The organism is Streptomyces sp. NPDC059957 (genome assembly GCF_042730015.1).
In the GTDB taxonomy this organism is placed as follows: Bacteria; Actinomycetota; Actinomycetes; order Streptomycetales; family Streptomycetaceae; genus Streptomyces.
The window spans coordinates 31,679-58,091 of the sequence record NZ_JBHWMB010000026.1 but is presented as its reverse complement, the minus strand read 5'-3'; the positions used below and the strand labels follow the sequence as shown (position 1 = coordinate 58,091).

25 protein-coding genes are annotated in these 26,413 nt (G+C 73.4%); 11 read left to right on the top strand and 14 right to left on the bottom strand.

Features of this window, described 5'->3' with window-relative positions:
- Positions 1 to 95: 95 nt before the first annotated feature.
- From ACFWBW_RS19225 to ACFWBW_RS19200, 6 genes are all read right to left on the bottom strand, one after another.
- Positions 96 to 2,297: a discoidin domain-containing protein gene (locus tag ACFWBW_RS19225; RefSeq protein ID WP_385373924.1), complete on the bottom strand. Its 2,202-nt coding sequence runs from the start codon at positions 2,295 to 2,297 to the stop codon at positions 96 to 98.
- A 325-nt stretch (positions 2,298 to 2,622) separates the two neighbouring features.
- Positions 2,623 to 5,778 carry a poly(A) polymerase gene (locus ACFWBW_RS19220; protein WP_385374002.1) on the bottom strand — a complete coding sequence of 1,052 codons (3,156 nt, stop codon included), beginning with the start codon at positions 5,776 to 5,778 and terminating at the stop codon, positions 2,623 to 2,625.
- Positions 5,779 to 5,783: 5 nt separating this feature from the next.
- Positions 5,784 to 7,676, bottom strand: a complete 1,893-nt coding sequence (locus ACFWBW_RS19215) for an RNA ligase family protein (RefSeq protein ID WP_385373922.1) — start codon at positions 7,674 to 7,676, stop codon at positions 5,784 to 5,786.
- A gap of 75 nt (positions 7,677 to 7,751) precedes the next feature.
- Entirely contained in the window at positions 7,752 to 8,417 is a 666-nt protein-coding gene (locus ACFWBW_RS19210) for an NAD(P)-dependent oxidoreductase (protein ID WP_385373921.1), read from the bottom strand.
- 152 nt (positions 8,418 to 8,569) lie between these two features.
- The gene (locus ACFWBW_RS19205) at positions 8,570 to 9,052 is read right to left on the bottom strand and encodes a hypothetical protein (protein ID WP_385373919.1); all 483 of its coding nucleotides are present in this window, start codon (positions 9,050 to 9,052) and stop codon (positions 8,570 to 8,572) included.
- 105 nt (positions 9,053 to 9,157) lie between these two features.
- Complete coding sequence (locus ACFWBW_RS19200) at positions 9,158 to 10,912, bottom strand: VanW family protein (protein ID WP_385373917.1); 1,755 nt, start codon at positions 10,910 to 10,912, stop codon at positions 9,158 to 9,160.
- A gap of 285 nt (positions 10,913 to 11,197) precedes the next feature.
- Here ACFWBW_RS19200 and ACFWBW_RS19195 point away from each other — a divergent pair, with 285 nt between their 5' ends.
- Positions 11,198 to 12,283 (top strand): NUDIX domain-containing protein, encoded by a 1,086-nt coding sequence (locus ACFWBW_RS19195; protein WP_385373915.1) that lies wholly within the window; start codon positions 11,198 to 11,200, stop codon positions 12,281 to 12,283.
- Positions 12,284 to 12,337: 54 nt separating this feature from the next.
- Positions 12,338 to 12,868 (top strand): SRPBCC domain-containing protein, encoded by a 531-nt coding sequence (locus ACFWBW_RS19190; RefSeq protein ID WP_385373913.1) that lies wholly within the window; start codon positions 12,338 to 12,340, stop codon positions 12,866 to 12,868.
- A gap of 42 nt (positions 12,869 to 12,910) precedes the next feature.
- On the opposite strand, the gene ACFWBW_RS19185 is transcribed toward ACFWBW_RS19190, so the two are convergent.
- On the bottom strand, positions 12,911 to 13,198 hold the full coding sequence (locus ACFWBW_RS19185; RefSeq protein ID WP_385373911.1) for a hypothetical protein: 288 nt from the start codon (positions 13,196 to 13,198) through the stop codon (positions 12,911 to 12,913).
- Between the two features lie 207 nt (positions 13,199 to 13,405).
- On the opposite strand from ACFWBW_RS19185, the gene ACFWBW_RS19180 reads away from it, so the two are divergent.
- Complete coding sequence (locus ACFWBW_RS19180; protein ID WP_385373909.1) at positions 13,406 to 13,933, top strand: hypothetical protein; 528 nt, start codon at positions 13,406 to 13,408, stop codon at positions 13,931 to 13,933.
- 91 nt (positions 13,934 to 14,024) lie between these two features.
- Here ACFWBW_RS19180 and ACFWBW_RS19175 read toward each other — a convergent pair whose 3' ends face one another.
- The gene (locus ACFWBW_RS19175; protein WP_385373907.1) at positions 14,025 to 15,527 is read right to left on the bottom strand and encodes a DEAD/DEAH box helicase; all 1,503 of its coding nucleotides are present in this window, start codon (positions 15,525 to 15,527) and stop codon (positions 14,025 to 14,027) included.
- A gap of 79 nt (positions 15,528 to 15,606) precedes the next feature.
- Positions 15,607 to 16,101 carry a MarR family transcriptional regulator gene (locus tag ACFWBW_RS19170; protein ID WP_385373905.1) on the bottom strand — a complete coding sequence of 165 codons (495 nt, stop codon included), beginning with the start codon at positions 16,099 to 16,101 and terminating at the stop codon, positions 15,607 to 15,609.
- A gap of 105 nt (positions 16,102 to 16,206) precedes the next feature.
- On the opposite strand from ACFWBW_RS19170, the gene ACFWBW_RS19165 reads away from it, so the two are divergent.
- From ACFWBW_RS19165 to ACFWBW_RS19155, 3 genes are all read left to right on the top strand, one after another.
- Complete coding sequence (locus ACFWBW_RS19165; RefSeq protein ID WP_385373903.1) at positions 16,207 to 16,575, top strand: HGxxPAAW family protein; 369 nt, start codon at positions 16,207 to 16,209, stop codon at positions 16,573 to 16,575.
- Between the two features lie 171 nt (positions 16,576 to 16,746).
- On the top strand, positions 16,747 to 16,950 hold the full coding sequence (locus ACFWBW_RS19160; RefSeq protein ID WP_356510213.1) for a cold-shock protein: 204 nt from the start codon (positions 16,747 to 16,749) through the stop codon (positions 16,948 to 16,950).
- A gap of 96 nt (positions 16,951 to 17,046) precedes the next feature.
- Complete coding sequence (locus tag ACFWBW_RS19155; RefSeq protein WP_385374000.1) at positions 17,047 to 17,577, top strand: AAA family ATPase; 531 nt, start codon at positions 17,047 to 17,049, stop codon at positions 17,575 to 17,577.
- A 155-nt stretch (positions 17,578 to 17,732) separates the two neighbouring features.
- Here ACFWBW_RS19155 and ACFWBW_RS19150 read toward each other — a convergent pair whose 3' ends face one another.
- Positions 17,733 to 18,359: a TetR family transcriptional regulator gene (locus ACFWBW_RS19150; protein WP_385373900.1), complete on the bottom strand. Its 627-nt coding sequence runs from the start codon at positions 18,357 to 18,359 to the stop codon at positions 17,733 to 17,735.
- Positions 18,356 to 18,709 (bottom strand): DUF1304 domain-containing protein, encoded by a 354-nt coding sequence (locus tag ACFWBW_RS19145; RefSeq protein ID WP_274547246.1) that lies wholly within the window; start codon positions 18,707 to 18,709, stop codon positions 18,356 to 18,358. The genes ACFWBW_RS19150 and ACFWBW_RS19145 overlap by 4 nt, the downstream gene beginning before the upstream one ends.
- A 112-nt stretch (positions 18,710 to 18,821) precedes the next feature.
- On the opposite strand from ACFWBW_RS19145, the gene ACFWBW_RS19140 reads away from it, so the two are divergent.
- Complete coding sequence (locus tag ACFWBW_RS19140; protein ID WP_385373898.1) at positions 18,822 to 19,856, top strand: BtrH N-terminal domain-containing protein; 1,035 nt, start codon at positions 18,822 to 18,824, stop codon at positions 19,854 to 19,856.
- Between the two features lie 113 nt (positions 19,857 to 19,969).
- Positions 19,970 to 21,715 (top strand): cation:proton antiporter, encoded by a 1,746-nt coding sequence (locus ACFWBW_RS19135; RefSeq protein ID WP_385373896.1) that lies wholly within the window; start codon positions 19,970 to 19,972, stop codon positions 21,713 to 21,715.
- A 17-nt stretch (positions 21,716 to 21,732) separates the two neighbouring features.
- On the opposite strand, the gene ACFWBW_RS19130 is transcribed toward ACFWBW_RS19135, so the two are convergent.
- Positions 21,733 to 22,071 carry a thioredoxin family protein gene (locus ACFWBW_RS19130; RefSeq protein ID WP_385373894.1) on the bottom strand — a complete coding sequence of 113 codons (339 nt, stop codon included), beginning with the start codon at positions 22,069 to 22,071 and terminating at the stop codon, positions 21,733 to 21,735.
- A 94-nt stretch (positions 22,072 to 22,165) separates the two neighbouring features.
- Here ACFWBW_RS19130 and ACFWBW_RS19125 point away from each other — a divergent pair, with 94 nt between their 5' ends.
- Positions 22,166 to 22,435, top strand: coding sequence for a hypothetical protein (locus ACFWBW_RS19125; protein WP_214951747.1), 270 nt, complete (start codon positions 22,166 to 22,168; stop codon positions 22,433 to 22,435).
- 89 nt (positions 22,436 to 22,524) lie between these two features.
- Here the strand turns inward: ACFWBW_RS19125 and ACFWBW_RS19120 are convergent, their stop codons facing one another.
- Positions 22,525 to 22,899 (bottom strand): hypothetical protein, encoded by a 375-nt coding sequence (locus ACFWBW_RS19120; RefSeq protein ID WP_385373892.1) that lies wholly within the window; start codon positions 22,897 to 22,899, stop codon positions 22,525 to 22,527.
- Positions 22,900 to 23,103: 204 nt separating this feature from the next.
- Here ACFWBW_RS19120 and ACFWBW_RS19115 point away from each other — a divergent pair, with 204 nt between their 5' ends.
- Positions 23,104 to 23,463 (top strand): YciI family protein, encoded by a 360-nt coding sequence (locus ACFWBW_RS19115; RefSeq protein ID WP_266875698.1) that lies wholly within the window; start codon positions 23,104 to 23,106, stop codon positions 23,461 to 23,463.
- 68 nt (positions 23,464 to 23,531) lie between these two features.
- Complete coding sequence (locus tag ACFWBW_RS19110; RefSeq protein WP_385373890.1) at positions 23,532 to 24,761, top strand: RNA polymerase sigma factor; 1,230 nt, start codon at positions 23,532 to 23,534, stop codon at positions 24,759 to 24,761.
- A 27-nt stretch (positions 24,762 to 24,788) separates the two neighbouring features.
- On the opposite strand, the gene ACFWBW_RS19105 is transcribed toward ACFWBW_RS19110, so the two are convergent.
- The gene (locus ACFWBW_RS19105; RefSeq protein ID WP_385373888.1) at positions 24,789 to 26,273 is read right to left on the bottom strand and encodes a condensation domain-containing protein; all 1,485 of its coding nucleotides are present in this window, start codon (positions 26,271 to 26,273) and stop codon (positions 24,789 to 24,791) included.
- Positions 26,274 to 26,413: the final 140 nt, after the last annotated feature.

Below are 26,413 nucleotides of genomic sequence, written 5' to 3'. Positions count from 1 at the left end.
GGAGAGAGGCCCGGGTTGGGAGAGCGCTCTCTCAGGCGGCCCGGAAAACGCGGGGCGGCCGGCAGCCGCCCCGCGAACCGGGGGTCAGGGGGTGATCAGGGGAAAGAGACGACGGTGGAGGGGGTGGTCGAGGTGCTCGAGGTCGGCGCGCCCGTGTTGTTGATGACGTGCTCGAACTGGCCGTTGCCACCGAGTGAGACCACGAGGATGTCGTGGAACTTCACGCCCGGCTTCACCGGGACCTGGAAGCCGTGGTCCTGACGGATCGTCGGGTCGACGTTGTAGAAGCAGTAGCTGCCCAGACCCCAGCCCTCGTGGGTGTTGACCGAGTCGGCGACCTTGTAGGCGGCGTACCCCTTGATCGAACCGTTCTGGATCGCGGCCTGGTTGGGGGCGTCGTACGCCTTCTCGTTCTGGAAGAAGATCGTGCGGCCGCGCTCGCCGTTCCACTCCACGTCGTACTTGTTGAAGTGCTCGACGAACAGGCCGGTGGCCAGCACGTCGTCACCGTTGACGCGGAACCCGTAGTCGGAGCGGTTGGTCTCCCAGCCCACCCCGTCGCCGTGGTCGGCCCGCCAGATCCAGGTGTGGTCGACGATCGTGTCGTGGCTGTTGACCACCATGCCCACCGTGGCCTTGCCGGCCCCGGCGCCGCCGACGCGGATGAAGACGTCCTGGACGGTGGTCGGGTTCGCAGCGTGGTCCGTGGTGGTGCCGGCCGGGCCGACCTCCAGCAGGGTGGGGGAGTTGACCTGGCCCGCGTCGATCAGGAAACCGGCGAGCTTCACGCCGTCGACGTCGGCGACCTTCATCGCCGTCACCCCGTTGTCCGGGATGACGGTGGCGAGGCCGAGGCCCAGGACGACCGTGTCCGCGCGGTTGACCTGGATGGTCTGGTCGACGTGGTAGACGCCCGGAGTGAAGAGCAGGTTGAGGCCCTGGGCCAGTGCCTGGTTCATCGTCGCGGCGCTCGTGCCGGGCTTGACCACGTAGAACTGGCTCAGCGGGATCGAGGAGCCCTGCGGCGCCCCGTTGCCCCAGGAAGTGCCGCGTGCGTTCACGCGCTTGGCCGGGACGAACACCTTGTACTCGGAGCCGTCCAGGTACAGGAACGGCTTCTCGCGGGAGACCGGGGTGGTGTCGAGCGTGGTGTAGCGCGGCTCCGGGAAGCTCTGCGCGGGAGCGCCCTGGGTGCCGGAGAAGACCTGGTTCCAGACGCCGTTGGACCAGCCGCCGATGGAGCTGTCACGGGTGTACCACTGCTGCTGCGAGTAGTTGCCGACCTGGCCGTCGATCTTCGAGTCGGCGATGTAGCCGCCCGAGGCCCAGCCGTAGCCGTTCGGGGCGAGGTTGAGGCCGCCCTTGATGTGCATCCGGCGGAACGGCGCGGCCTGCGAGACGGCCCAGCGGTTGGTGCCGCTGACCGGGTTGACGGCGAGGTTCTCGGCCGAACGCCAGAAGTTCTGGGTGGCGTTGCCGCCGAACCAGCCCGCGTCCACGGTCACGTCGCCGTTGATGGTGGTGTCGTCCGGGTTCAGCCCGAGGCCTGAGATCGAGGTGTAGAAGCCGATCTGGGCGTTGAGGCCGTTGTAGGTACCCGGCTTGAAGAGGAACTGGTAGCGCTCGGAGCCGAACTGCGCCGACTCCTGCTGGGTGAAGACCTCGTCCAGCTTGGCCTGGATGTTCGGCGTGGACGGGTCGAAGACGATCACGTTGGGGCCGAGGTCACCGCCGCCGGGGAGGGTCGGGCCGGTGCCCCCGGCGGTTCCGTAGACCTGGAACTCCCAGAGCGAGTAGCCGTATCCGGTGGTGCGCTGGGTTCCGTACACGCGGACGTAGCGGGCGTTGCCGGTGACGTCGTGGGTCTGGACGCCGCCGGCGGAGTTGGCCGTGGAGTAGGCCGTGGACCAGTTCGCGCCGTCCGTGGACAGCTCGACGCGGTACGCCTTCGCGGCGGCGGTCTCCCAGCGCAGGACGACCTGGCTCAGCTGTGCACTGGCGCCGAGGTCGACCTGTATCCACTGCGGATCGGCGAACTGGCTCGACCAGCGGGTGCCGTTGTTGCCGTCGACGGCCGCTGAGGCGGGGGTGCCGGCGCCCTCGACGGAGGAGGCCGTGGCGGCCTTGCCCTGGGAGAGGAGCGTGGGTGCGGCGGTCGCCGCGGTGCCCGGCAGGAGCACGAGGAGGGCCGCGACCAGAGCGGCCGCCAGGGAGGCGACTGTCAGCCGGGACGGTCGCGAGGGGCGACGCGATGGGTGACGCGATGGGTGGGGCGGGTGAGCGGAGAGGAGGGGCATGCGGGGCTACTCCTGACGTTGTGGATCCGGGGGGATCGAAGCGTGAGTGAACTGCCCGGCGCCGGGGCCGTCAAGGGTTTGAACGTTCATGAACTGAAGATCCAACGACGTGTCAAACACGCACCAGGCCTGTGAACTTGGGGTTTCTTCAACTCTTGTGAAAAGTGTTGACGAAAAAACTTCACAGGACTCTACTGAGGCTCTGACCGCTCCGTCTCGCCGTGCCCGCTACGGGGAGGCGGAGCTCAGGCAGAGAGTCTTCGTCGCGTTCGGAGAGTGGGGCCCGATGGCCGGCCCGGTGCTGTCGTGCGTTCGTTACTTGTCGTCAGGAGAGGTCGGGAACGCTGCCGCAGTCGGCCCAGGTCACCGCGGTGCCGGGGAGCGTCGCCGACCAGGGCGCGGTGAGCGCCGCCAGGGTGTTCGCGTCCGGCGGTGTGTGGCCGAGGCCGATCGCGTAGCGGGCCAGGGTCGGGGTCCGCTCGAAGGGCCGGGGCCATGCGTGTACGTCCACGAGGCCCGTCTCCTCCAGGGCGCCGAGCAGGGCCCGCAGCCGGCCGCGCGTGCGGCCCAGGTTGTCCTCGAAGTCACGGGGGCGGTCACCCGTCACGGTGACCACGGCCCAGGCGGCGTGCCGGCGGTGCGGGGCCGCGGCGACGGTGAGCTGCGCCGAGGGGCTCCCCTCCAGCGACTCCCACGCGGCGAACAGCTCCCGCGTCAGCAAGTCGGCGGTTCCCGCGCCGACTTGGGTGGTGCAGCTACGCACCGGGGCAGAGGGGGTCAGCACGGTGACGGCGTCCCCGCCGCCCGGGCCGGCGGTCGGCCCCTTGGCCGGGGCCAGGCTCACCGGGGTGCGCCAGTCCCAGGCGGCCCAGGTGGCGAAGAAGGTGCGCAGCAGGGGGCCGGGGGAGAGGCCGGGGGCGGAGCGGACCGTGTGGGCGGCCAGCACGGACCAGGCGAGTCCCGGCAGCCCGCCGAAGGGCGCCGAGTCCAGACCCCGGGACCGGGCCCAGTCCTTGACCTCCCGCGCCAGCCGGCCGAACGCCGCGTGCTCCGCGCCCACGAAGGCCCGTACCGCATCGGCATCGCTCACCGCACTCAGCGCCACCGCCGCGGCCTCGCCGAGCTGCGCCCTCAGGGCCACCGCCCGGTCCGGCGGCACCGGACCGGCGGCCACCACCACCAGGTCCACGTCCAGCCCGTCCGCGCGCAGCCGCAAGCCCGGCACCCGGGCACCCGTCACCTCACGGAGCCGCTCCGCCTCGGGGAGGGCCGAGGTCAGCCGCGCCCGTACGTCCGCCAAGGCGACGGCGCCTGGCAGGGCGGCGACCAGGTCCAGATCCGCGTCGGGCAGCGCACACCCCATCCGCCGCGAGCCGGCCACGTGCACGACCCCCTCGGGGAGGGCCGCCGCGATCCGCGCCGCGAGGGCCTGGGCGCGGGCCGCGTCGTCGGCTGCCGCACCGGCGTCGGCTGCCGCACCCGCATTGGCACCGGTACCGGCCTTGGCACCGGTACCGGCCTTGGCGCCGGTACCGGCCTTGGCGCCGGTACTGGCGCTGGCGCCGGTACTGGCAGCGGCACTGACACCGGCGTCGGGTCCGGCACCGGCACCGGCAACCGCACCGCCACTGGCACCGACCTTGGCCTTGGCGCCGGTTCCGTCACTGGCCTTGGCGCCGGCCCGGGCGCCGGCTCCGGCCTTGGTGTCGGCGTAGCTCGTGCCCCCGCCCCCCGCCGGCTCCCTGCCGCCCGGGCGGGCTGTCCGCGGGCGTGGGGGTTCGGGTGCCCAGGTGACCTTGCCGGTGCCGAGTTCCACCGTCGCCCGGACCTCCATCGGGCCGTCGCCGCGGCGGGACAGGACGGCGAGCGAGTCCACGCGCGCCGACCGGCCGGCGCCGAGGCGTGCCGCGAACTCCCGCTCCGCACGCCGGGGATCGGGGCTGCGGCCCAGCGTCAGGTGGGGTGTGAACCCCTCGGCCCGGCCCCGGCAGCCCGGGAACCGTGCCGCCAGGGTCCGCCGGAGCTCCTGCCACGGCGCGTCGCCGGCTGCCGCCGGGTCCAGCCACAGGGTCGGGCCGAAGGCGTACACGCCCTCCAGCCGGGCCGTGAACGCGGCCGATTGCACGGCCGCCTCGGCCAGCAGGGGCAGTGCCGCCTCGAAGGAGGACTCCGGCACGAAGCCGAAGAGCAGGTTCACGTGCGCCGGCCAGCGCTCCGCCTGCGGGTCGTGCGCCCGGCGGACGGCGTCCACCGCCTCGTCCCGCGGTGCCAGCCAGGCCACCGCCGTCCGCGCGGTGGCAGGGACGTCGAGCACCGCGCGCCCGGACCCCTCGCCCGCCTCGGCTCCGTCGGCCGGCGGGTCGAAGTCCAAGGTGGCCTCGACCCCGTAGTGGTCGGAGATGAACAGACCGTCCGCTGCCGGGGAGTCGCCGCGCAGGGCGGCATGCGTCAGGCGAACCGCAGCCGAGTGCAGCAGGATCCGGTCCAGGCGACCGGCCCGCCCCGACAAGGACCCCACCGCGGCGAGCGGGTTGGCGACCGGATCGAAGGTGGGGGTTTCGTCCCCTGCCCCGTGCACCTCGGTCCACACGTCCCGCAGGCACAGCGCCGCCGCAGGCCCCGCGGCTCCCGACCGGCCGTCGTTGAAATCGCCGAGGAGGGCGACATCGGCCGACTCGATTCCCGACAACCCCTCCGAAAGACGTGCCAGTTCGGCCGCCCGGCGGTCCCCGCCCCGCTCCGTGTGATCGCTCGTCAGATGCGTGGCCGCGACCACCAGCGGCCCGCCCGCCGTGTCCACGGTCACGGCGACGACCGCCTTGTGCGGACCCAGTACGTGAACGCCCGCCTCCCGCACCGGAAGCCGGCTCAGCACCAGCAGCCCGCTCTCCGCCACGTCCCGGCCGCGCGGGTCCGCGGCGACCGTGTACCCGGCGCGGATCCACGGCTCGGCGAGCAGCATGCCGAGCAGCTCGCGCTCCACCTCCTGGAGCGCGATCACATCGGCGTCGGCCGCCGCGAGGTCGGCGAGCAGCAACGGCCTGCGCCGTGCGGTGTCGATGCGCGGGGCGTCGTAGCGGTCCCAGAGCGTGTTCCAGGTCAACAGGCGTACGCGCGAAGGCCCGGGGGTGCCGGTGCCGCCCTCGGGCGAAGCCGCCCGCCACGCGCCGTCGCCGGACGGGTCCCAGGCGTAGGGGGTGCGCGCGGTGAAGAACGGCGCCCGCAGCAGCCTCGGGTCACGTACCCGCCCGGCCGCGGTGCTGTCGATGGTGTCGACGCCCGTCGCCCGGTCCCACACCAGCTCGCCGTCGGCTTCCACGAACAGCACCCGGTGCCAGGGGATGTCGCCCCCGGGTACGAAGGAGGGCAGAGGGACCCGCTTCGGCTCGGCGCCGCGCTGCAGCAGTCCCAGCGTGAACCGGGCGGGGTCGAAGCGGGGGTCCCAGCGGACCTGGTGGTAGAGCTCCTCGCTGGTACGCATCAGCATCAGCCCTCCCCGCAGGTCGCCGTACGAGACGTCGTGAAGGCCGCCGTACGGGTCGGCGCACCGATCGTCCCCGCCGTGTCCTCGACGGTGCCGCCCGCCCCGATGTACCACGTGCGGTGAGCCTCACCTGGATACGGCGGAGCGAACCGGCGCAGCTGCGCCGCCAGCACCGGCTCCGGCACCGCGTGCGCACGCGCGGAGTTGCGGCGCATCAGCTCCGCCTCCTCGACCAGCAGTACGGCGTGGGTGACGAGCGCGTCGCGCCGACGGGCGACCGAGCCGGCCAGGCCGCGCTGTTGGGCCGTGAGGGAGGTGGCGTCCCAGACCACCGTGCCCCCTCGGCGCGCGGCCGAGGCGAGCGCGGAGTCCAGCCGGTCGAGGCCCTCGCGGAGCACGTCCGCGTTGTCCCGCTGGTCCGCCCGGGAACCCCTGGCGCCGCGCAGGTCGTCGAGGCTGATGTAGGTCTCCACCCCGGGCAGGTCCCGGGCGTACGTGCTCTTCCCGCTGCCCGAGGGTCCGCAGAGCTGCACCAGCCGGGGGAAGGAGGCGCCGTCGCGCCACCGCCAGGTCGCCGCGACCGCCTCCTCGGCGCCGGTCAATTTGCCCTGGCCGTAGGCGAGGCGCGCTTCGGCCCAGCAGCGGTCGGCGGCGTCGCCGCTGCCGGCATCGCCATCACCTATGCCGGCTGCGGCAAGGGCGTCTCGAAGCCCGACCCGCAGCGGCTCCAGCGGTGCGGGCCCGAGCAGCCCCGCCTCCTCGGCGTGGAGCGCGGACCACTCCACGCACTCGCCGGACCCGTCACCCCGCTCGCCGACCTCGCCCCCTTCGCCGGCCCCGGGCGACCCGACAGGACCGCCGGACCCGGAGACCGCCCCCGCCAGCGCGTGCAGCACGCCCAGATCGGCCGCCTCGGCCATCCGTACGAGCCCGGCCCGCCGTTCCGTGTCCGGGTAGGGGAAGGGCCTGCGCAGTGCCGGGTAGAGCCCGACCAGGTCCGCGACGCGCCGTGCGGTGGCCATCCCGAGCGGCCCCGCCGCCAGCCGGGATGCGAGCGCGCCTCGCGGGACGCCGTGCAGGGCCGCCGCCAGGACTCCGGCCAGACGGTCCTCGCCGGACCTGCGCACGCTCAACCCGTCGATGCGGTCCGCGACTTCGGCGACCAGTGCCTCGACTCCCGCCGCGTCGACGGCCGTGTCCGCCCCCACCGCGCGGAGCAGCCCGGCCGCGTCCGGATCCGCGCCCGACCGGACGTCCCAGAGGGCGGCCGCCGGACCGAGCCCGTTCGCCACCACCTGGGCGTACATCCAGTGCGTATCCGTCTGCACGTGCCCGCCCCGCACCCATTTGGCCACGCGGCGCCCGAAGTCGGCGCGCTCGAAGCCGGCCGTCGTGCGGACGACGTACCCCTCCTGCCGCGCCGTGTCGAGCCGCAGGCGCCGCAGCGCCCGCTCGTCGAAGACGCCGCGCCACAGGACGCGCGGTCCCGGGACCCCGAGTCCGCGGAGGAAGAGCGCGGTCCGGTCCCAGTCCAGGCAGTGGTCGCCGTCCCATACCGAGAACCCGTAGAACCACGCGTCGAGTTCCTCGTACGCGAGTGAATGCCGGGCGTAGACGTTCTCCCCGCACACCCGCCAACCGGCGGGAATTCCGGGGCCGATGCGACTCTGGAGGCCCTTGACCCAGGCCCGCGACGGATGGTGGCCCGAGTCGAGCGACCGCGCGTGCAGGCCGTCGGTGTACAGGGTGGTGTTCTCGCCGTCGAGCTTCTCGGTGACCACGACCTCGCGCCCGGCGAACCCGGCCAGCATGCCGGGCCCGGTGGTCCGCACGTCGTCGGACGTCGCACCCGGAGACCAGGGCAGGTGCGGGGTCCGGGGGTAGTGCGTGCGCATGATCCGCTCCCTGCGGGCCGAGGCTGGTGCACGGTCACTCTAGGGAGGCGGAACGGGCCCGGAACAGCGAATATCTCAGTACCCGACGGTGAACCGCCTGCCCGCGTGCGCGTCGCGCTCGATCTCGTCCAGCAGCGCGACGGCGAAGTCCTCCGTGGAGATCAGACTGTTTCCGCTCTCGTCCACGACCAGGTCGTCGAGCCCCAGTCGGTACGCGCCCGTCCGGGTGCCCGGCTCGATCGTGGCGGCGGGGCTGAGGTTGGTCCAGTGGACCTCCTCCACCGGAACGGTCCGCAGGAAGTCGAGGGCGTCCCCGTGGGCGTGCATGACGGCGACGATCGGTGCCGGAATCCCGGCCTGGTCCCAGACCTTCGGTCCGCCGGGGGTGCGCAGGGAGCCCGCGCCGCCCACGGTGACCACGCGCGGCCGGGGCCCGTCCGCACCGAGGGCCTGCACACCGCCGATCAGCGCCTTCGCCGCGCCGACGAGGGTGCCGGGATCCCCGGAGCCGGGACCGTACGCGCTGACCACCACGTCCTGCCCGGCCGCGGCCTGGGTCACGGACGCCGGGTCGAGGACGTTGCCGCGGACGACGGCGACGTCCGCGGAGCTGGCTTCGGACTCGGCGAAGTGCGCGGGATCGCGCACGACGGCCGTGACCTCGTGCCCGCGACCGAGTGCTTCGTGCAGCACCCGGGATCCGACGGTGCCGGTCGCGCCGAACAGGGCGATCTTCGCCATGGCCACTCCTGGAGGTGGAGGCTGGAGGGCCCCGGTCGGGGTCCGCCGGGCCCATCCAAGCGAATCCCGCCTCCCGGACCCGGCAGCGCCACGCGGTCAGTGGCAGCGCGGTGGGCGGCACAGCGTGAGGAACGGCGCCGGGGACAGCGCGCTCAGCGGCACAGTGCCACGATGGCCGGGTCCACCCTCCCGCGGGCCGCCGCGCACAGCGGCGCCATGTCGTACGACCGGTTCGGCGCGGGCCGGGAGCCGCGGGGCTTCGCGGCAGGAGCCGCGGGCTTCTTCGCAGCGGTACGCCGGGGCCGCTCCGGCCGGTGCCGCGGCGCGGCGGGCTTCACCCGGCTGCGCGCCCGGGCGGCGGGAGCCGCGGGCGCGGCCGGTCGCGGAGCAACGGCGGCCCCGGGCAAGGCGTTCGGGGGCTCCTCCGGCACCGGATCCGCGTCCTGCACGACCTCGGGCAGCGCCCCCAGCGGCCAGGCCTCGGCCGCCGGTCCCGGCAGGCCCGTCCGTACCCCGGCCGGCGCGGGCCGTGCTCCGGCCCCGGGAACGGCCCCCGGCCCGGCGGCCGGGGACACGGTCACACATCCGGTCACACACCCGGCCGCCACGGCCAGCGCGACGATGATCAGGGGCACCCTCGGTCCCCGGCGCGACTCCATCCGCCCACCCTGCCCGACGAACGCCCGCTCACCCGCACCCGCTCACCCGCACGGGTGGTCCGGGCTCCCCGACAGGAGGACTCAGCCGCAGGTCACGCTGTCCCTCGGCGTGTAACGGGTCTTCATCGTCTCCCGTTTGACCTCTTGGCCGCCCTTCACGAACACCCGGTCGACGGCGACGTCGAAGCCCTCCAGAGGGGACTGCGGTTCGCACTTCGGGCCGCTGTCCGCACGGGTGGCGGGCGGCTTGACGTTCGTCCGCGGACCCTTGGCCGCGCGGATCTCGTCGTACCGCTTCGTGCCCAGGAAGGTGATGGTGATCGAGGTGTCGGTCGCCTCGGCCTGGATGTAGAGGGCCTTGCCGGAGTCGTTGGCGAAGCGCAGGTCCAGGCTGCCCCAGGCCACGGTGGCCTCGCGGCCCTCCGGGTAGCGCTCGATGTAGAAGGAATGCGCCCCGTACTCCACGGGCTTGACCCCCGAGAAGAACATCGCGTTGAAGACGGTGGTGGCCACCGCCGAGACCCCGCCGCCCGCGGCCTTCTCGTACTGGCCGTTGTTGATGATCAGGCCGTCGACGAAGCCGTTCTCCTTGGTGCGCTCGCCGACGCGCCGGTTGAAGCTCCAGGTCTCGTCGGGCAGTACGAGCGAGCCGTTGATCAGTTCCGCGGCCCGCCCGATGTTCGTCGTACGGTACGGGGCCTTCTCGAAGTCGACCGTGAAGGAGGACACCTCCTCCTTGATGCCCAGCTGCCCGACCGTGTTCCCCGTCAGCTTCGGCCGGACCTCCTCCGTGGCGACCTCGCCCATGCGCTCCGCCGCGCCCGCCCGCGTCAGCAGCGGCAGCACGACGGCGGACAGGCCCTCCTCGGCGACCCGGCGTCCGGCCCGGCCCTCCTCGGCGACGGAGACCGCGCCGGCGGAGTCGGTACGCAGCTTCGCCTCCACGGGTCCCGGCGCGGCCCGGCGCAACGGCCCGGCCAGCTCCGGGTCGGCGAGCAGTGCCTTGGCGTCGAGGCCGGGCGCGAGGCGGCCTCGGCCGTCGTCCTTGAGGGTGAGGTGCTTGGCGAGGACGGCCGGGCCGACGGGTATGCGCTTGCCCTCCACGGTCAGGGTGACCGGCGCGGACACCGCCGGCCGGGCGAACTCCTTGAGCGCCCGCTCCGTCTCCTGCCGCCCTATGCGGGGCTCCGTGCTCCGGACGGGGAGCACGACCGGCCCTGCGGTCTTCCCCTCCGGGGTACGGGCGTACGAGGAGCGCAGGACGCCGAGGGAGCCGTCCACGTCGAGGTCGGTACCGATGACCGGGGCCACCACCTTGGCTTTGCCCTTCTCGAAGGAGACCGAGCCCTCCCGGGCCTCCTGCCGGGTCTTCGCGGCGAGTCCGTCCAGGGCGGCGCGGGCCGCCTTCTCGTCGAGCCGGACCACGGGCTCCACGTCGGGATCACCGGAAGAGAACAGCCGGCCGATCACGCTGACGGGACCGGAACCGGAGCGGGCCGCCCGGTCGACGGTGGCGCCCGTGTCCAGGGACAGGCCGAGCGTCGCCGGCTGCGCCTGCTCGGTCCGCTCTCCTATCCGCAAGTCCAGCGGGGCCGCGGCGGACGGGCCGAGCTCACGGTTCAGGGTCTGCCGGGCCTCGGCGCGGCTCATCCCGCCTATGTCGATGCCGCGCACCTTCGTACCGGAGGCCACCTCGTCGCCCGCCAGCAGCAGGCCCGCGGCGTACAGCCCACCGAAGCCGAGGACCGCGACGCCACCGGCCACGCCGGCCACGCCCGGGACGGTCCACCGTTTGCCGGTGGCCGCCGGGGTGCCCGTACGGGGTGCGCGTCGCATGGTCGGGTCTCTCCTCGCTCCGGTGACGTGGTCGGACCGGCGGTTTTCATGCCGCCAGTCCGCCCGGGGAACGTAGCAAGATCCGTGTAACCAGGTAATAAGGAGGTATAGGGGTGGCAAAGGGGAATGTGTGGATCTCCGTAACCCGTGGGCCGTCCGCGCTGTTGCACAGCCCGCGGGTCCACCCGTGCGGAACGCCCCCGCGAGGCCCGCGGAAACCCTGCGACGCCCGCGCGAGGGGACCGCACGACGCCCCCGAGAGGCCCCTACGGTGAATGGAGTCCGATGCCGCAGCTGACCGACGAGGACGTGACGCAGGACACGGACGGATCCCCGGCCGCACCCGAGGCCCGGACGTGCGGCCAGTCCGAGGCCCCCGCCCCGGCCGCACGTCCGGGCACGTGGATGACCCCGGAGGAGTACGGGGCCTCCCGCGCCACGCTCTGGACGGGCGCGGTCGTCCTCGTCACCGACGCCGACGGGCGCGTCCTCGTCCAGAGCGTCGACTACCGCCCCGACCGGCTGCTGCCCGGCGGCGCGGTGGACGCCGGTGAGGCACCGGCCGCGGCGGCCGCCCGCGAGATGTACGAGGAGCTCGGCGTCGAAGGCCGCTACCCGCGCGGCCTCGCCGTCGACTGGATCCCGGCCGACGCACCCGGCATGCCGCCCGGGATGCGCTTCCCCGGCGAGATCCTGCACGTCTTCGACGGCGGCACCTGGACCCGGGACCGCATCGACTCCGTCCGCCTCCCCGCACAGGAGATCACCGGCATCCACTTCGCCGAGCCGGCCGAACTGCCCGCCCTGATGGACGCGGGGGACGCCCGCCGCGCCCTGTCCGCGCTGCGGGCCCGGATCAACGGAGGCGGCGCCGCCCTGCTGGAAGACGGCCGCCCCACCACCCCCACCGCGCTCGACCGGCTCGGCGTCCTGCGCAGCCGCCGCACCCCGCTGCACGGCACCTGGCACCCGGGCGCCGTCCCCGCGCACCTGACGCCACGGGACCCCGCCGGCTGGCTCTTCGCCCCCGACGGGCGTGTCCTGCTCCTCGTCGCCCGCGCCACCGGCGCCGTCCACCTCCCGCCCCCGACGGCGGGCCGCACCGCGGCCGCCCTCCCGCTCGGGTACCGGTACGCGGACCAGGGCGCTCACCCGCGCACCGCGGCCCGGCTCACGGCGCTGCCCCCGGGCCCGGACCCGGCGTACGCCCGGCTGCTGGCCACCCCCGACCAGGTCCGCGAACTCAGCGACTGGGGTCCGGCGGGCCACGAGGAACTCGCCGCCGTGCACGGCGCCCGCGCCCACCTGTCCCTCCCGTCGCCGCCCCGCACCCCGCCGACGGAACTCCCAGCGGAGGGCTGCCACTGGTGAGCGCAGAGCGGCTCAATCCCCGGTCCGCGGGCCCCGGTCCCGCAGCATGAGGGGATGAGCGAGACTGCGATCACCTACACCGTGTACGTCCAGGCCGACCCCGCGCGGGTGTGGCAGGCCCTGACCGAGCCCGCGTTCACCCGCCGCTACTGGGGACTCGACTTCGAGACCGACTGGCGGGTGGGCTCGACGATGGACTGGGTCGAGCGCGGGGCGCGGACGAGCGATCCGGAGCAAGTGGTGCTGGAATGCGTACCGGAGCGGCTGCTCTCCTACACCTGGCACACCTTCACCCCGCAGTGGGCCGCCTCCGTGGGCATCGGGGAGGAACTGCGCACCAAGCTGGCCCGCGAGCGGCGCACGAAGGTGACGTACGAGATCGAGCCGGTCGGTGACACGCTGGCCCGGCTCACCATCCACCACGAGGGCTTCGAACCGGGCGGCACCCTCATCGGCATGTGCGGGCGCGCCTGGCCGATGCTCGCGTCCAGCCTCAAGACCCTCCTGGAGACGGGCGCCCCGCTCCCGGAGCAGGGGCACGCGAACGACCAGGGCTCCGGCGGCTACGAGAGCCACGGGGGCTGAGGGCCGCCCGGCGCGACCCGGCCGGGACCATGGTCCCGGCCGTCACCCCGGGGGAGCCGGACACGGCGCGGAGCAGGACGAGCCGGGCTCGCCCGCGGTCCGTTCGTCGGGCGCGGTCACCAGCCACGCGGTGACACCGGCGAGGACCAGGGCGGCTGCGGCTCCGACGGCCAGCCGTCCGGCGTGCCAACGGCGCTGGTCGGCCCGGAAGGCGGCGTCGCGGCCCTCGCGGCTCTGGCCATGGTTCCGGTCGCGCTTCTGGCGGCGCTTGTGGTCGCGCTCGTGGATGTCCGCGCGCGGTCGCGTGAGGAACTCCGCCGCTTCCGTCATATCAGGCCCCCGCCCATGTTTCTTGCCCCGAACCCATCTCACAGGGCGTCACCGATGCCGCACAAGCCGGACCGGGATCACGTGATGGTCCCGTGACCTGCGTAGATGGGGGCCGACTGCCGTCGGTGGCCGCGCAGTTGCCGTCTCGTACGGGCTCGATGACACCCTGACAACGTGGCGTTCACCGGTGTCGTGTGGAATGTCGGCATGGGGAGAAGCGAGTACCAGATACGCCGAGGCGGCCCGGAGCGCCGGACCGAGGGGACGACGGGCACGATGACGGTGAACACGCCGGCCGAGCACTGGCGCTACGCCCGGCACTTGGAGTCCCTGGCAGCCGTGTCCGGTCAGCCCGCGGAAGCCGAGGCCGTGGCCGCCGTCCTGCGCGACCCGGACCTGGTGATGGCCGAGAGCGCGGTGGTCACGCACCTCGACCGGCGGGCGGCCGGGCTGCTCGCCGACGAGGCCTTTCCGGCCTGGGCGCAGGCCGTCGGATCCGCCCTCGCAGGCCGCACCTTCGCTGCCCGCCGACTGCGCGAGTGGACCCTGCTGAAGGCCGTCACGCGGGGCGAGCCCTGGTCCGCGGCGGAACTCCTCGCCGCCTCCGACTGGTGTCAGCGCACGGCGGCCCAGTCGCTGCACGACGACGAGGCCCTGCGCCTGCTCGCCGCGGAGGCCCGGACCCGCCGGGTCCGCAACGCGGCGGCGCAGCGGCTGCTGCGGCGGGCCGCCTGAACGCGTGACCCCGGGACGCGGGGGAGGGCCGGAACCGCACCCGCGGTCCCGGCCCTCCGTCGTACTGCTGCGCGCCCCGTCGTCCTGCTTCCTACTTCGTGCCGCGGCGCACCCGCGCCGCCGCACGGGCCTCGGCGGCCTGCCGGGCCTCGATGGTCTTGCGGGACTCCTTGCCCTTGCCGGGACGCCCGGGCCGGGTGCCGATCCCGCGGAAGCCGAGGTCCGAGCCCGAGGGGCGGCCCTTGGCGTCGGTGGCCGCGGCGCCGGCCAGCGGCACGCCGGAGGGGGCCTTCGCGCCGGTGATCCGGCTCAGCGCGGCCTCGCCGGAGCGGACCTGGGTGATGGTCGGCCGGATCTTGGCGTCGGCCATCAGCCGGACGATGTCGCGCCGCTGGTTCGGGGTGACCAGGGTGACGACCTTGCCGGACTCGCCGGCCCGCGCGGTGCGGCCGCCCCGGTGCAGGTAGTCCTTGCTGTCGGCCGGCGGGTCCACGTTGACCACGAGGTCGAGGTCCTCGATGTGGATGCCGCGCGCGGCGACGTTGGTGGCGACCAGGACGTTCAGCAGGCCGTCCTTGAACTGCCCGAGCGTCCGGGTGCGCTGCGGCTGTGACTTCCCGCTGTGCAGCCCCTCCGCGCGCACGCCCATCGCCCGCAGGTGCTTCACGAACTGGTCGACGCCGTGCTTGGTGTCCAGGAACATCAGCACCCGGCCCTCGCGCGCCGCGATCTCGGTCGCGGCCGAGACCTTGTCGGCCGCGTGGATGTGCAGCACGTGGTGGTCCATCGTGGACACCGAGGCCGACTGCGGGTCCACGGAGTGGCCGACCGGGTCCTTCAGGTACCGCTGGACCAGCTGGTCCACATTGCGGTCCAGGGTGGCCGAGAACAGCATCCGCTGGCCGGCGTGGTGGCACTGGTCGAGGATCTCGGTGACCTGCGGCATGAAGCCCATGTCGCACATCTGGTCGGCCTCGTCGAGGACCACGATCTTCACGCGCTCCAGGTGCACGTCGCGCCGGCCGATGAGGTCGCTGAGCCGTCCCGGGGTGGCCACCACGATCTCGGCGCCGGTGCGCAGCGCGCCCGTCTGCTTGCCGATCGACAGGCCGCCGACGACCGTGGCCATGCGCAGCTTCAGGGCCTGCGCGTACGGGGCCAGGGCCTCGGTCACCTGCTGCGCCAGCTCGCGGGTCGGTACGAGGACCAGCGCGAGCGGCCGCTTCGGGTCGGCCTGCTGTCCCGCCGTACGGGCCAGCATGGCCAGGCCGAAGGCGAGCGTCTTGCCCGAGCCCGTCCGCCCGCGGCCCAGGATGTCACGGCCCGCCAGGGAGTTGGGGAGGGTCGCCGCCTGGATGGGGAACGGCTCCGCCACCCCCTGGTCGGCCATCGTCGTCACCAGCTCAGGGGGCAGGCCGAGCTCCGAGAAGGACTCCACCGGCGGCAGCGCCGGCGTGGTCGTCCGGGGCATTGAGTACTCGCCCTGGGGGCCGAGGGTCCGGGGGGTCTTCCCGCCGCCCTTCGCACCGCCCTTCGGGCCTGCCTTCGCTCCGGGCTTGATGCCGAAGCGCCCATGAGGTGACGGGTTCTTCATGCAGAACCTTCCGTGAGACGCACAAGATGATCGGGAGTGCGACGCGAACGTCGCCAAAAGGCAAATTTTACCATCGGGGTCACGGGGTCACCGGCCCCAGTTCCCCGGCCCGCACCCGGTCCAGATGGGCGGTGACCTCGGCCGTCGCCCGCCCGAACCAGTCGGCGATGACGGCGATCTCGTCCGGGGTGTATTCGGCGAACACCGCGCCGAGCCGGGCGTAGAAGGGCTCGTAGACGGCGAAGATCCGCGCGGCGGCGGCCGGCTCCGCGACCACCCGTACCCGGCGCCGGTCGGCGGGATCGGGCTGCCGGCTCGCGTACCCGGCGCGCTCCAGCCGGTTGAGCACCCCGGTCACCGCGCCGGTGGTGAGGTTGGTGAGCTCGGCGAGGTCGCCCGCGCCGAGCGGGTCCTGTCCGGCTCCCAGGATGTGGCCGAGGCAGGTCAGGTCGGTGACGTTCAGCCCCAGGAGCTGCGCCACCTCCTGCTGGCCGACGATACCGAGAGCGACGTACCGGTCCATGCGCGAGATCGCCTCCTGGACCGTGGCCGCGGGGCGGGGCTTGCCCTGCACGCGGTTACTCCTTAGCATCTAAGTTACTTAGCTCGTGAGATAAATGGCTTTCTCCGTAAGAGAACGCCTTTCGAGCCTACTGAACCGACGAAGCAGGGGAGAACGATGAGCGCTCACGGCCACGTGGACCTCGGCCACACCGTGGCGGGCTGGACCGGCACCGCGATCGCCCTGGTGGGAAGTACGGCCGCAGGTGCGGCCCTGTGCGCCTCCTGGACCCCCGGCATCTGGATCGGCCTGGGGGTCGTCGTGGCGGCGGGCATCACCACCTGGATCCTGCACCTCGCGGGCTGGGGCAAGCCGAGCGGTCCCCGCCCGGAGAGCCGATGGGACTGGCGGGTCCGCGACACCGCCGCGCACACCGGTCACGCCGACTGCCTCGGCTGCCGGGTCAGCGGACCGCGGCGAGGTGCCGCGGCAGCCCCTCGGCCTCGATCCGCCGCGTCGTTGCCCGCCGCGGACGGCAGTGCGTGAACAGTCGCCGGTCAGGCCTGCTACCCCGATTCGCGGATGGGACGGAGAAAGGTTCGAATACCCGGAAGCACCCCGGTTGGCCGCGCTTGGCGTGTGCTCGACCCGATCAATGGGCAGGATCGGGTCCGGCCGTGTGTGCGGCCGGTGGAACGTTGTGAAGGATCAGTACAGATGGCAACTGGCATCGTGAAGTGGTTCAACTCGGAGAAGGGGTTCGGCTTCATCCAGCAGGACGACGGCGGTCCCGACGTGTTCGTGCACTTCTCCGCCATCCAGTCCAGCGGCTTCAAGGCGCTGGACGAGGGGCAGAAGGTCGAGTACGACGTCACGCAGGGGCCCAAGGGGCCCCAGGCGGAGCGGGTGGTCACCCTCTAACGCCGCTTCACGAGCCCTGCCCGTGAGGTGGGCCCCGCCGGATCTTCCGGCGGGGCCCACGCGCGTCCGGGGCCGACGGGTAGCGTGGGCCGGATGATGACCGGCACGCCGGACACCCGGCTGATCGTCCTGCGCGGCAACTCCGCCGCGGGCAAGTCCTCGGTGGCGGAGGGCATCCGCGACCGCCACGGGCGGGGCCTCGCGCTCGTGGGCCAGGACAATTTGCGCCGCGTCGTGCTGCGCGAGCGGGACACCCCCGGCGCGGCGAACATCGGACTCATCGGCAGCGTCGCGCGCTACGCGCTGGACCACGGCTTCCACGTGATCGTCGAGGGAATCCTCTACGCGGACCGCTACGGCCCCATGCTCGACGCGCTGCGCCGGGCCCACCGCGGGCCGACGCACTTCTACTACCTCGACGTGCCCTTCGAGGAGACCCTGCGGCGGCACGCGGGAAAGCCGCAGGCGGGGGAGTACGGCGAGGCGGAGATGCGCGAGTGGTACCGGCCCCTCGACCTGCTGCCCGGCGACTGGGAGAGCGTCATCGAGGCGGAGCACTCGCTGGAGGACACCGTCACCCGGGTCATGGCCGAGACCGGGCTGGGCGCGGCGGGGGATGCCCCTTGACCACGGTGCGTTCTCCTGGGCGCGGGCGGTTTCAGGACCTGGCCGTCGCCCTCGGCACCCTGACCGGCCTCGCCTTGCTCGCAGGGCCGGTGTGCATGCTCTTCAACGGGGCGGAGGGCTCGTGCGGGGAGAACGAGGGGGCCGACCTGAGGGGATCACCCCGCCCGGTGCAGGGCTACGAGGAGCAGCCAGATCCGGTCCGCCAGCCCGGCCGGGTCCGCCAGGTCGGCGGGGAGATCACCGTGCAGCCAGTCCGCCAGCACGGCGGTGAAGGTGGCCGCCACGGCCGAAGCGACCAGCTCGGGGCGCGGGGCGCCCACCGCGGCGCGCTCGGCCCGGCTGCGCTCGCGCAGCTCCCGGTACAGGCGTTCGCCGAGCGGGCCGCCACCGCCCGGCAGGAGCAGGGTGCGGTAGAGCGGGGCCCGGTCGGCCGCGTCGCCCAGGAACGCGGCCAGCGCGGCCGGGGGCCGGGCCGGGGGAGGCGCTGACGGGTCCGTCTGCCAGGCGTGCAGGGCGTCGACCGCGGCGTGCACGACGTCGGCGCACGCGTCCACCGCGAGCGCGGTGAGGTCCTCGTAGTGCAGGTAGAACGTGGCCCGGCCGACGCCGGCCCGGCGGACCACGGCCGAGACGCTGACCTCGGCGAGCGGCCGGTCCGCGCACTCGGCGAGGAGGCTCTCGCGCAGCCGGGCCCTGGTCCGGGCGGTGCGGGGGTCGGTGCGGGGGGTGGCGTCCTGCCCCGGCCCGCCGGGCGGTTGCGCGCCCGGCTCGCCGGAGGTCATCCGGCGAGCAGGGCCGCGCCCAGGGCGAGGGCGCCGGGCAGGGCCTGGGCGAAGAGGATGCGGCGGTTGGCGGTCGCGGCCCCGTACACCCCGGCGACGATCACGCAGACGAGGAAGAAGATCTGCGTGGCGAGCGAGTCGATGACGAGGGACCAGACCAGGCCGGCGGCGAGGAATCCGTTGTAGAGACCCTGGTTCGCGGCGAGCGGGGCGGTCAGGCGGGCCGTGTCGGCGTCGAAGCCGTGCAGGGCGCGGCCGGGCGGTCGCTGCCACAGGAACATCTCCAGGACCAGGATGTACGCGTGCAGTGCGGCGACGAGGCCGATGAGGATCGTTGCGACCGTGTGCACGGCCACCTCCCTGGGGGCGGGGCGAGCGGAGAGCGGCCTCTCCGACTTCCTGGACAACTGTACAGGAAGTCGGGTCGCAGTCGGCGGTCCGCGGCGCGGCTACGCTGACCGCATGACTGCGCACGTATATGAAGACTTCGCCCCCGGACGCCACCGCGAGGCCACGCTGATCCGGCACGCGCTCGGCAGCGTGCACGAAGAGGCCCTGGTCGCGGGCCTGGCGGGCGGCATCGGCTTCATGTACTTCGTGTTCGAGTACGCCGGCCGGCCGCCGATGCCGACGATCGTCGCCCAGGCCCACCCCGACCCCTGGGTCCAGGTCGCCCTCGGCCGCCTGCGCATCCCCTACGAGGCCACGCGCAGCGCCAAGCCCCGCTGGCACCGGGTCGAGGCCGCACTCGACGCCGGGGCCCCGGTGTTCTGCACCGTCGACCGGTCCGCCCTGCCCTGGCACGGCCCCGCCCCGATGGCAGAACTCGCCGCCGCCGATCCGTACGTGGTCACCGTGGTCGGTTACGACGGGGACACCTACTACGTCGACGACCCGGCCGCCGGTCTGGACGGCGCCGGGAGCGCGTACGCGATCGGCCGGGAGGAGTTCGGCGCGGCCTGGTCCGGACACAAGAAGGGCCGCCACCAGATGGTGGTGACCACCGGGAAGCCCGCCGGTGAACCCGACCTGGACGCGGCGATCGCCGCCACGGTCTCCCGCCTCACCGGGCCGGTGCTCGGCAACCACTTCGACGTCAACTTCGGCTTCTCCGGCATGGAGAAGTTCGCCGCGCAGCTGCGCGACGCCGGCACCAAGACCGGCTGGGAGCGCCGCTTCGCCGCGCCCGAAGCCTTCGCGCTCGGTACGCAGCGGCTGTACGCCTGCCTGGAGGAGGAGTGGACGGCCCCGGGCGCCACCCGGCCGCTGTACGCGGAGTTCCTCGACCTCGCCGGGCACGCGGACGCGGCCGGGCTCTTCCGCGACTCCGGGCGGCAGTGGTCGCGGCTCGCGGAGCTGGCCCGTACGGCGGACCCCGAGGCGGACGCCGCGGGACGGCGGGAGCTCTTCGGTGCCTGCGCCGAGCTGGTGGACGGCGCGCTGGCGCTGGAGCGGCAGGCGGTCGCACTGCTGCCGCGGGCGGCGCCCGCCGAGTGAGGGCGACGGGGGGCCGCGTCAAAGGTTGAGTCGCTCAATTTTTGACGCGGTGAAACCCCTGGGCGTACGGTGGACAAATCGTCCCCGAGCACCCCTGAGGCCCTGTACCGCGCATGGAAATGACCCTCGTCTCGATCGTCGGCGTCAGCAGCATCGTCGCCGTCGCCGCCTTCTCGAAGCGGCTCGGCCTCGCCGCCCCACTGAGCCTGGTGGTCGTCGGCATCGCCCTCAGCTTCGTACCGGGCGTGCCGGCCCTCGCCATCGAGCCGGAGTGGGTCCTCGCGGGCGTGCTGCCACCCCTGCTCTATTCGACGGCCGTGAACATGCCCGCGTCGGACTTCCGCCGCAACATCAAGGCGATCAGCGGTCTCGCGGTCCTGCTCGTGGCCGTCACCACCCTCGGCGCGGGCTGGCTCTTCCACTGGCTCATGCCCGGCCTCGGCTGGCCCGCAGCCTTCGCCCTCGGCGCCGTGGTCAGCCCCACCGACGCGGTCGCCGCGACCTCCATGGGCAAACAGCTCGGCCTCCCGTCGCGGCTGCTGACCATGCTGGAGGGCGAGGGACTCGTCAACGACGCCTCCGCCCTGGTGCTGCTTCGCTCCGCGATCGCCGCCATGGCCGGAACCGTCTCCCTGGCCGGGGTCGCCGGGAACTTCCTCTTCTCCGTCGCCCTGGCCACCGCCGTCGGCCTCGTCGTGGGCCTCGTCAACGTCCGGGTCCGGGCGCTGCTGGGGGACAGCCTGCTGAACACGGCGATCTCCTTCGTCGTCCCCTTCGTCGCCTTCCTGCCGGCCGAGGAGTTCCACGCCTCGGGAGTCCTCGCGGTGGTCGTCGCGGGCCTGGTCACCGGCCATCAGGCCCCGCGCTTCCTCAGCGCCCAGGACCGGCTGGCCGAGGCCATGAACTGGCGCACCCTCGCCTTCCTGCTCGAAAGCGCGATCTTCCTCCTGATGGGGCTCGGCCTGAAGGGCCTCCTCGACCAGGTCGCCGCGGACGGGCTCAGCGCCTGGCGCGCCCTGCTCATCGGCCTCGCGGCCTCCGCCCTGGTGATCGTGGCGCGCATGGTGTTCGTCGCCCCGCTCATCGCCTCACTGCGCAAGGACGCGCAGCGGGCAGCCGAGAAGAAGCCCCGGCTCGACTGGCTGATGGACCGGCTCGGCGCCCCGGAGTCCGAGCAGCCGGCCAACCCGCTGCGGCCCCGCAGGGAGCTGACGCCCCGCCGCAGGGAGCAGATGAAGGAGCGCGTCACCCGGGCCTCGGCCGACGCCGACTTCAAGGTCAACGAGAGCCTCGGCTGGCGCAGCGGCGTGGCGCTGGCCTGGGCCGGGATGCGCGGGGCGATCACCGTCGCCGCGGCCCAGACCCTGCCCGAGGACACCCCGTACCGGCCCCAGTTGCTGCTCATCGCCTTCGTGGTCGCCACCACCACCCTGTTGCTGCAGGGCCTGACCCTGCCCGCCGTCATCCGGAAGGTGAAGATCTCCGGCGACGACCCGGTCCGCTTCCAGGAGGAGTACCGCAGGCTGCTCGACGAGGTCGCCGCCGCGGGCCGCGCCGCGCTGGAGGAGCCCGGCCTCGTGCAGGGCGACGGCAGCCCGTACGCGCCCGAGGTCCTGGCCAAGGTCCGCGAGGACGCCCGGCTGGACCGCAAGGACGCGGACGGGAAGGTCCCCGCGTTCGACGGCGCGCGCGAACAGTACGTGGACCTGCGGCTCGGCGTGATCGCGGCCTCGCGGGAGGCCGTACTGGCCGCCCGCTCGACCGGGATCTACAGCTCGCAGGCCATCAACCAGGCGCAGCGCGGGCTGGACCTGGACGAGGCCCTGTTCCAGCGCCTGGGAGCGGCCGCCCGGCACTGAAGCTCACGCTTCCTCGATCAGAGACGGGCGTCGAGGAACTCGCGGAACTCCTCGGCCGTCATCGGCCCGGCCTGCGTGGCCACCGGCTCGCCGGCCGTGATGAGGACGGCCGTCGGGGCCCCCGTCACCCCGTAGCGCTTGGTCTGGGCGGGGCAGCGGGTGATGTCCACGCGCACCGCCGTCAGCCGGGTCCCGTACTCCTGCGCCAGCGCGGCGACGACCGTGTCCATCGCGCGGCAGGGCTCCAGGGCCTTCGGCCAGCTCCCGCAGAAGTAGGCAAGCACCGGCCCGTCCGTCATGCCGAGGATGAAGTCGAACTCCTGGTCCTCCAGTGGCTGGTGTACCCGACGTGCCATGGATGGTGCTCCGCTTCGTGTGCCGTGCGATCCGAACGGCTCCCATCATCGCTGCCGGGGGCCGTTGTCAGTGCCGTCTGTGAAGCTGACCGGTATGGACGACAGGATGCTCCGGCGCCGGGTCTACGGCGCCGACCACGACGACCCCGACCCGGGTCCGCTCCCGGGGCACGCCTACGGAGAGCTCGTGGGCGGTCCCCTCGACGGACTGCTGCTCGACATCACGGGCTGGAGCGGCCCGCAGCTCGCCGAAGAGGCCCGGCTCCCCACGGAGATAGGGCGGTACGGGCCCGGCGGCCGGGCGCACTACCGCCGTCGCGCCGCCGATCCCGGTCACTGGGACTGGACGGGCGACAGCCGCTGACGCCGGGCGCCGGGGCGTAGGGGTGGCGGTGTGGCAGGGCGCAGGGGCGGCGGTCCCGGTCGGGTGCCGGGCCGCCCCGCCCGGTGGCCTCAGCCCGCCGCGTTCCGGCTGACCTTGCGGGCCCACAGCACCAGCGGGACCTGGACCGGCAGCCGGGCCAGGGCCACGGCCCGCACGGCGGGGGAGCGGTGACGGGCGTCGGCCGCCATCTTGACGTTCGCGGGGAACACGCCGACGAAGAACGCCGCCGTCGCCAGCGCCGCGACCCGGCGGGTGCGCGGGTGCGCGACCCCGGCCGCGAGCGCGAGCTCCGCCACGCCGCTCGCGTACGTCCACTGGCGCGGGGTGCCGGGCAGCGAGCGCGGCACGGTCGCGTCGAACTGCTTGGGGGCGACGGCGTGCGCCACCGCCGCGCCGGCCAGGAGGCCGGCGAGGAGGAACGGCGAAGAGGGCATGCGCGGCATCGGGGATCCTCTCGGAGGGGCCTGGACCCGGCGATCCTACTCACCGGTAGCTCCGGGTGGGGCGGAGACCGGAATCCCCACCGCCGCGCGCGTCCCGAAAATCTCCGAAGATTTTTCCGGGAAGCTGTCGATCCCGGCGTCTCCCGTTCGACGCAGGGGTGAGAGGCGGGGAAGGCCCCCGTCCTTCACCACCGAGGAGTCACCATGCCGCGCTTCCTTTCGCTCATCCGCATCGACGAGCAGAACCTCACCCCCGACACCCCCTTCCCGGCCGACTTCAACGACCGCATGGGCGCGCTGATGGAGGAGATCACCAAGGCCGGGGTCATGCTCGACACCGCCGGCCTGCTCCCCACCTCCGAGGGCACCCGGGTCACCTGGTCCGGCGGAAAGCTCAGCTACACCGACGGGCCCTTCACCGAGACCAAGGAGGTCGTCGGCGGGTACGCCCTCATGCAGTGCAAGGACAAGGACGAGGCGCTGGAGTGGACCAAGCGCTTCCTGGAGATCCACCCCGAGAACTGGACGGTCGGAGCCGAGCTCCGTCAGCTCGACGGAAGCTGACGGTCCGCGCCGCGCGCGCCGTTTGCCCTGCCTCGTCACGGCTGCTCTGATGGGTAGCCGTGACGGCAGTGAGTACGACCCGAGCGGTCGAAGCGGTGTTCAGGATCGAGTCCGCGCGGATCATCGCGGGCGTCGCCCGGATCGTGCGCGACGTCGGCATCGCCGAGGAGATCACCCAGGACGCGCTGGTCGCGGCGCTGGAACAGTGGCCCGCCTCCGGAGTGCCCGACAAGCCGGGGGCCTGGCTGATGGCCACCGCCAAACACCGGGCCATCGACCTCGTGCGCCGCAAGGAGACCTACGCGCGCAAGCTCGCCGAGGTGGGCCGCACCCTGGAGGACGTCCCGCCGCCGGAGGAGGAGGGTGCGCTCGCGGACCCCGAGTCCATCGACGACGACCTGCTGCGGCTGATCTTCACCGCCTGCCACCCGGTCCTCGCCACCGATGCCCGGATCGCGCTGACCCTGCGGCTGATGGGCGGCCTGACGACCCAGGAGATCGCCCGCGCCTTCCTGTGCCCCGAACCGACGGTCGCCCAGCGGATCGTCCGGGCGAAGCGGGCGCTCGCGAAGGCGGGGGTGCCCTTCGAGGTCCCGTACGGAGCCGACCGCGAAGAGCGACTCGCCTCCGTCCTGGAGGTCATCTACCTCGTCTTCAACGAGGGCTACTCGGCCACGGCCGGCGACGACCTCGTCCGCCCCGCCCTGTGCGAGGACGCCCTGCGCCTCGCCCGGGTCCTGGCCGGCCTGATGCCCAAGGAGCCCGAGGTGCACGGCCTGGCGGCGCTGCTGGAGTTCCAGGCCTCGCGGATCGCCACCCGCACCGGCCCGGACGGGGAGCCGGTGCTGCTCGCCGACCAGAACCGGTCCAAGTGGAACCGGCTGTTGATCCGTCGCGGCGTCGAAGCCCTGCACCGGGCCGGTTCCGGCCCCTACTCCCTCCAGGCCGCCATCGCCGGCGCTCACGCCAACGCCGTCCGCTACGAGGACACCGACTGGCGGACCATCGCCGCCCTCTACGGGCGGCTCGTCCTGCTGATCCCGTCACCGGTCATCGAGCTCAACCGGGCCGTTGCCGTCTCGATGGCCGAGGGCCCGGCGGCGGCCCTCCCCCTGGTCGACGCACTGGCCGCGGAACCGGCCCTGCGCTCCTACCACTTGCTGCCGAGCGTACGGGGTGACCTGCTGGAGCGGCTCGGCCGCCCGGCGGAGGCCCGGGCGGAGTTCGAACACGCCGCCTCGCTCACGCGCAACGCCCGGGAGCAGGCCCTGCTGCGCGCCCGCGCGGCCCGCCTCTGAGGCCCGCCGTCGCCGGACGCGACCGGGTCAGCCGCGGCGGGCGAACGCCGCCACGTCGAGCGGGGTCCGCGCGGGCCGGCGCGGCGGGGTCAGCGCGATGGGGCGGCGGAGCGAGCCGTGGCGGGCGATCTCCTGGACCGTCTCACGCAGGGCCTGAAGGAAACCGTCCATGGTGCGGCGGGCGGCGGGAGTGTCCGAGTAGATCGAGTTCATGTGCAGCCCGTCCGCGTCCCGCTGGAACCAGGAGCAGGCGCCGTTGGCCTGGGCCGACCACACGTGGGAGGTGGGCCGCCAGTCCTCGTGGCGCTCGGCGCCCGGGCACTTGCGCATGTCGATGTACGAGAAGAAGTTCACCGGGTACGGCCAGGAGCGGGCGGCGAACTCGCGGGGAGCGAGCAGCTCCCAGGCCCGCACGAACGGTACGTCGATGTGGCCGATCATCTCGTTGAACCCGGCCCGCACCGAGGACATGACCTGCTCGAAGTCCCGGCCCGGCGAGGCGTCGAACTCGATGGGCATGGTGTTGACGAACCAGCCCACCGAATTGCCCCACCCGGCCCGGCCGCGCTCGCTCACCGGCATGAACCCCCGGTAGACCCCCGGCCCGCCCGCCTCGCGCAGACAGACCGCGACGGCGGCGAGCACGCCCATGAACGGCTTGCCGTCCACCGCCAGGCACGCCTTCTCGAAGACCTCGGCCTCGGCGGCGTCCAGCAGCGGGGAGGCCTCGTTCACGATCGAGTACATCCGGCCCGGCTCCACACCCAGTTCGAGCGGGAAGCGCGGGAAGAACTCGCCGTCGCCGCTCGCCATGAACTCCTTCCAGTAGCCGAGCCGTTCGTCGTCCGCGTCGATGGAGAGGTAGCGGGCGCGCTGCTCCTCGGCGAAGTCGAGATAGCTCGGCGCGGGCGCCGGATCGATCAACTCGCCGCGACGCAGGGCCTCGTAGCCGTGCTCGACCTCCTGGACCACGATCGGCATCGACATGCCGTCGCAGACGATGTGGTCGAGGGCCAGGTAGACGGTCGCCGAGTCCTCGCGCAGGACGGCGCCCATCGTGAACAGCGGCCAGGACAGCGTGTCGATGCTCCGCTTGAACCGCTCCACCAGGAAGCCGGTCAGTTCCTCGGTGCGGTCGAAGTCGGCCACCTGGACGGTGTCCAGGGCCAGCTCGGCGGCGGGGATCGGAGCGCATGCCAACTCCCCTGCCAGGCGCCGGAATTCGGAGCGCAGTACTTCGTGGCGGCGTACGAACGCCAGCAGCGAGCCGGTCAGCGCGTCCTCGTCCAGCGGGCCCGCGACCTCGAAGGTGACGGCGATCCACGACGCGGTCGGGTCGTCGGCCGCGCGGCTCTCCTCGGCGACGGTGAAGTGCTTGTCCTGGTTGAAGGAGGCCCTCCTGTCCGCCACGCCGTCCGGGCCCGGGGACTGCACCCCGGCCGTGGACCGCAACCGCCACTCGACGACCCGGCCGGGTGCCATGTGGTGCATCTCCAGAGGAAACTGCCGCATTCCGTCATCCCTTCGACCCCCGAGTCAACCCCGAGCGCCTAACGACACCCGGGCCACGGAAGTGACGCGCGCCGGGAGGTTCACCGGGAGGCGCGCCGCGCGGACCGGGTGCACGCGCCCGGCGCCCAGGGCCGGCGGCC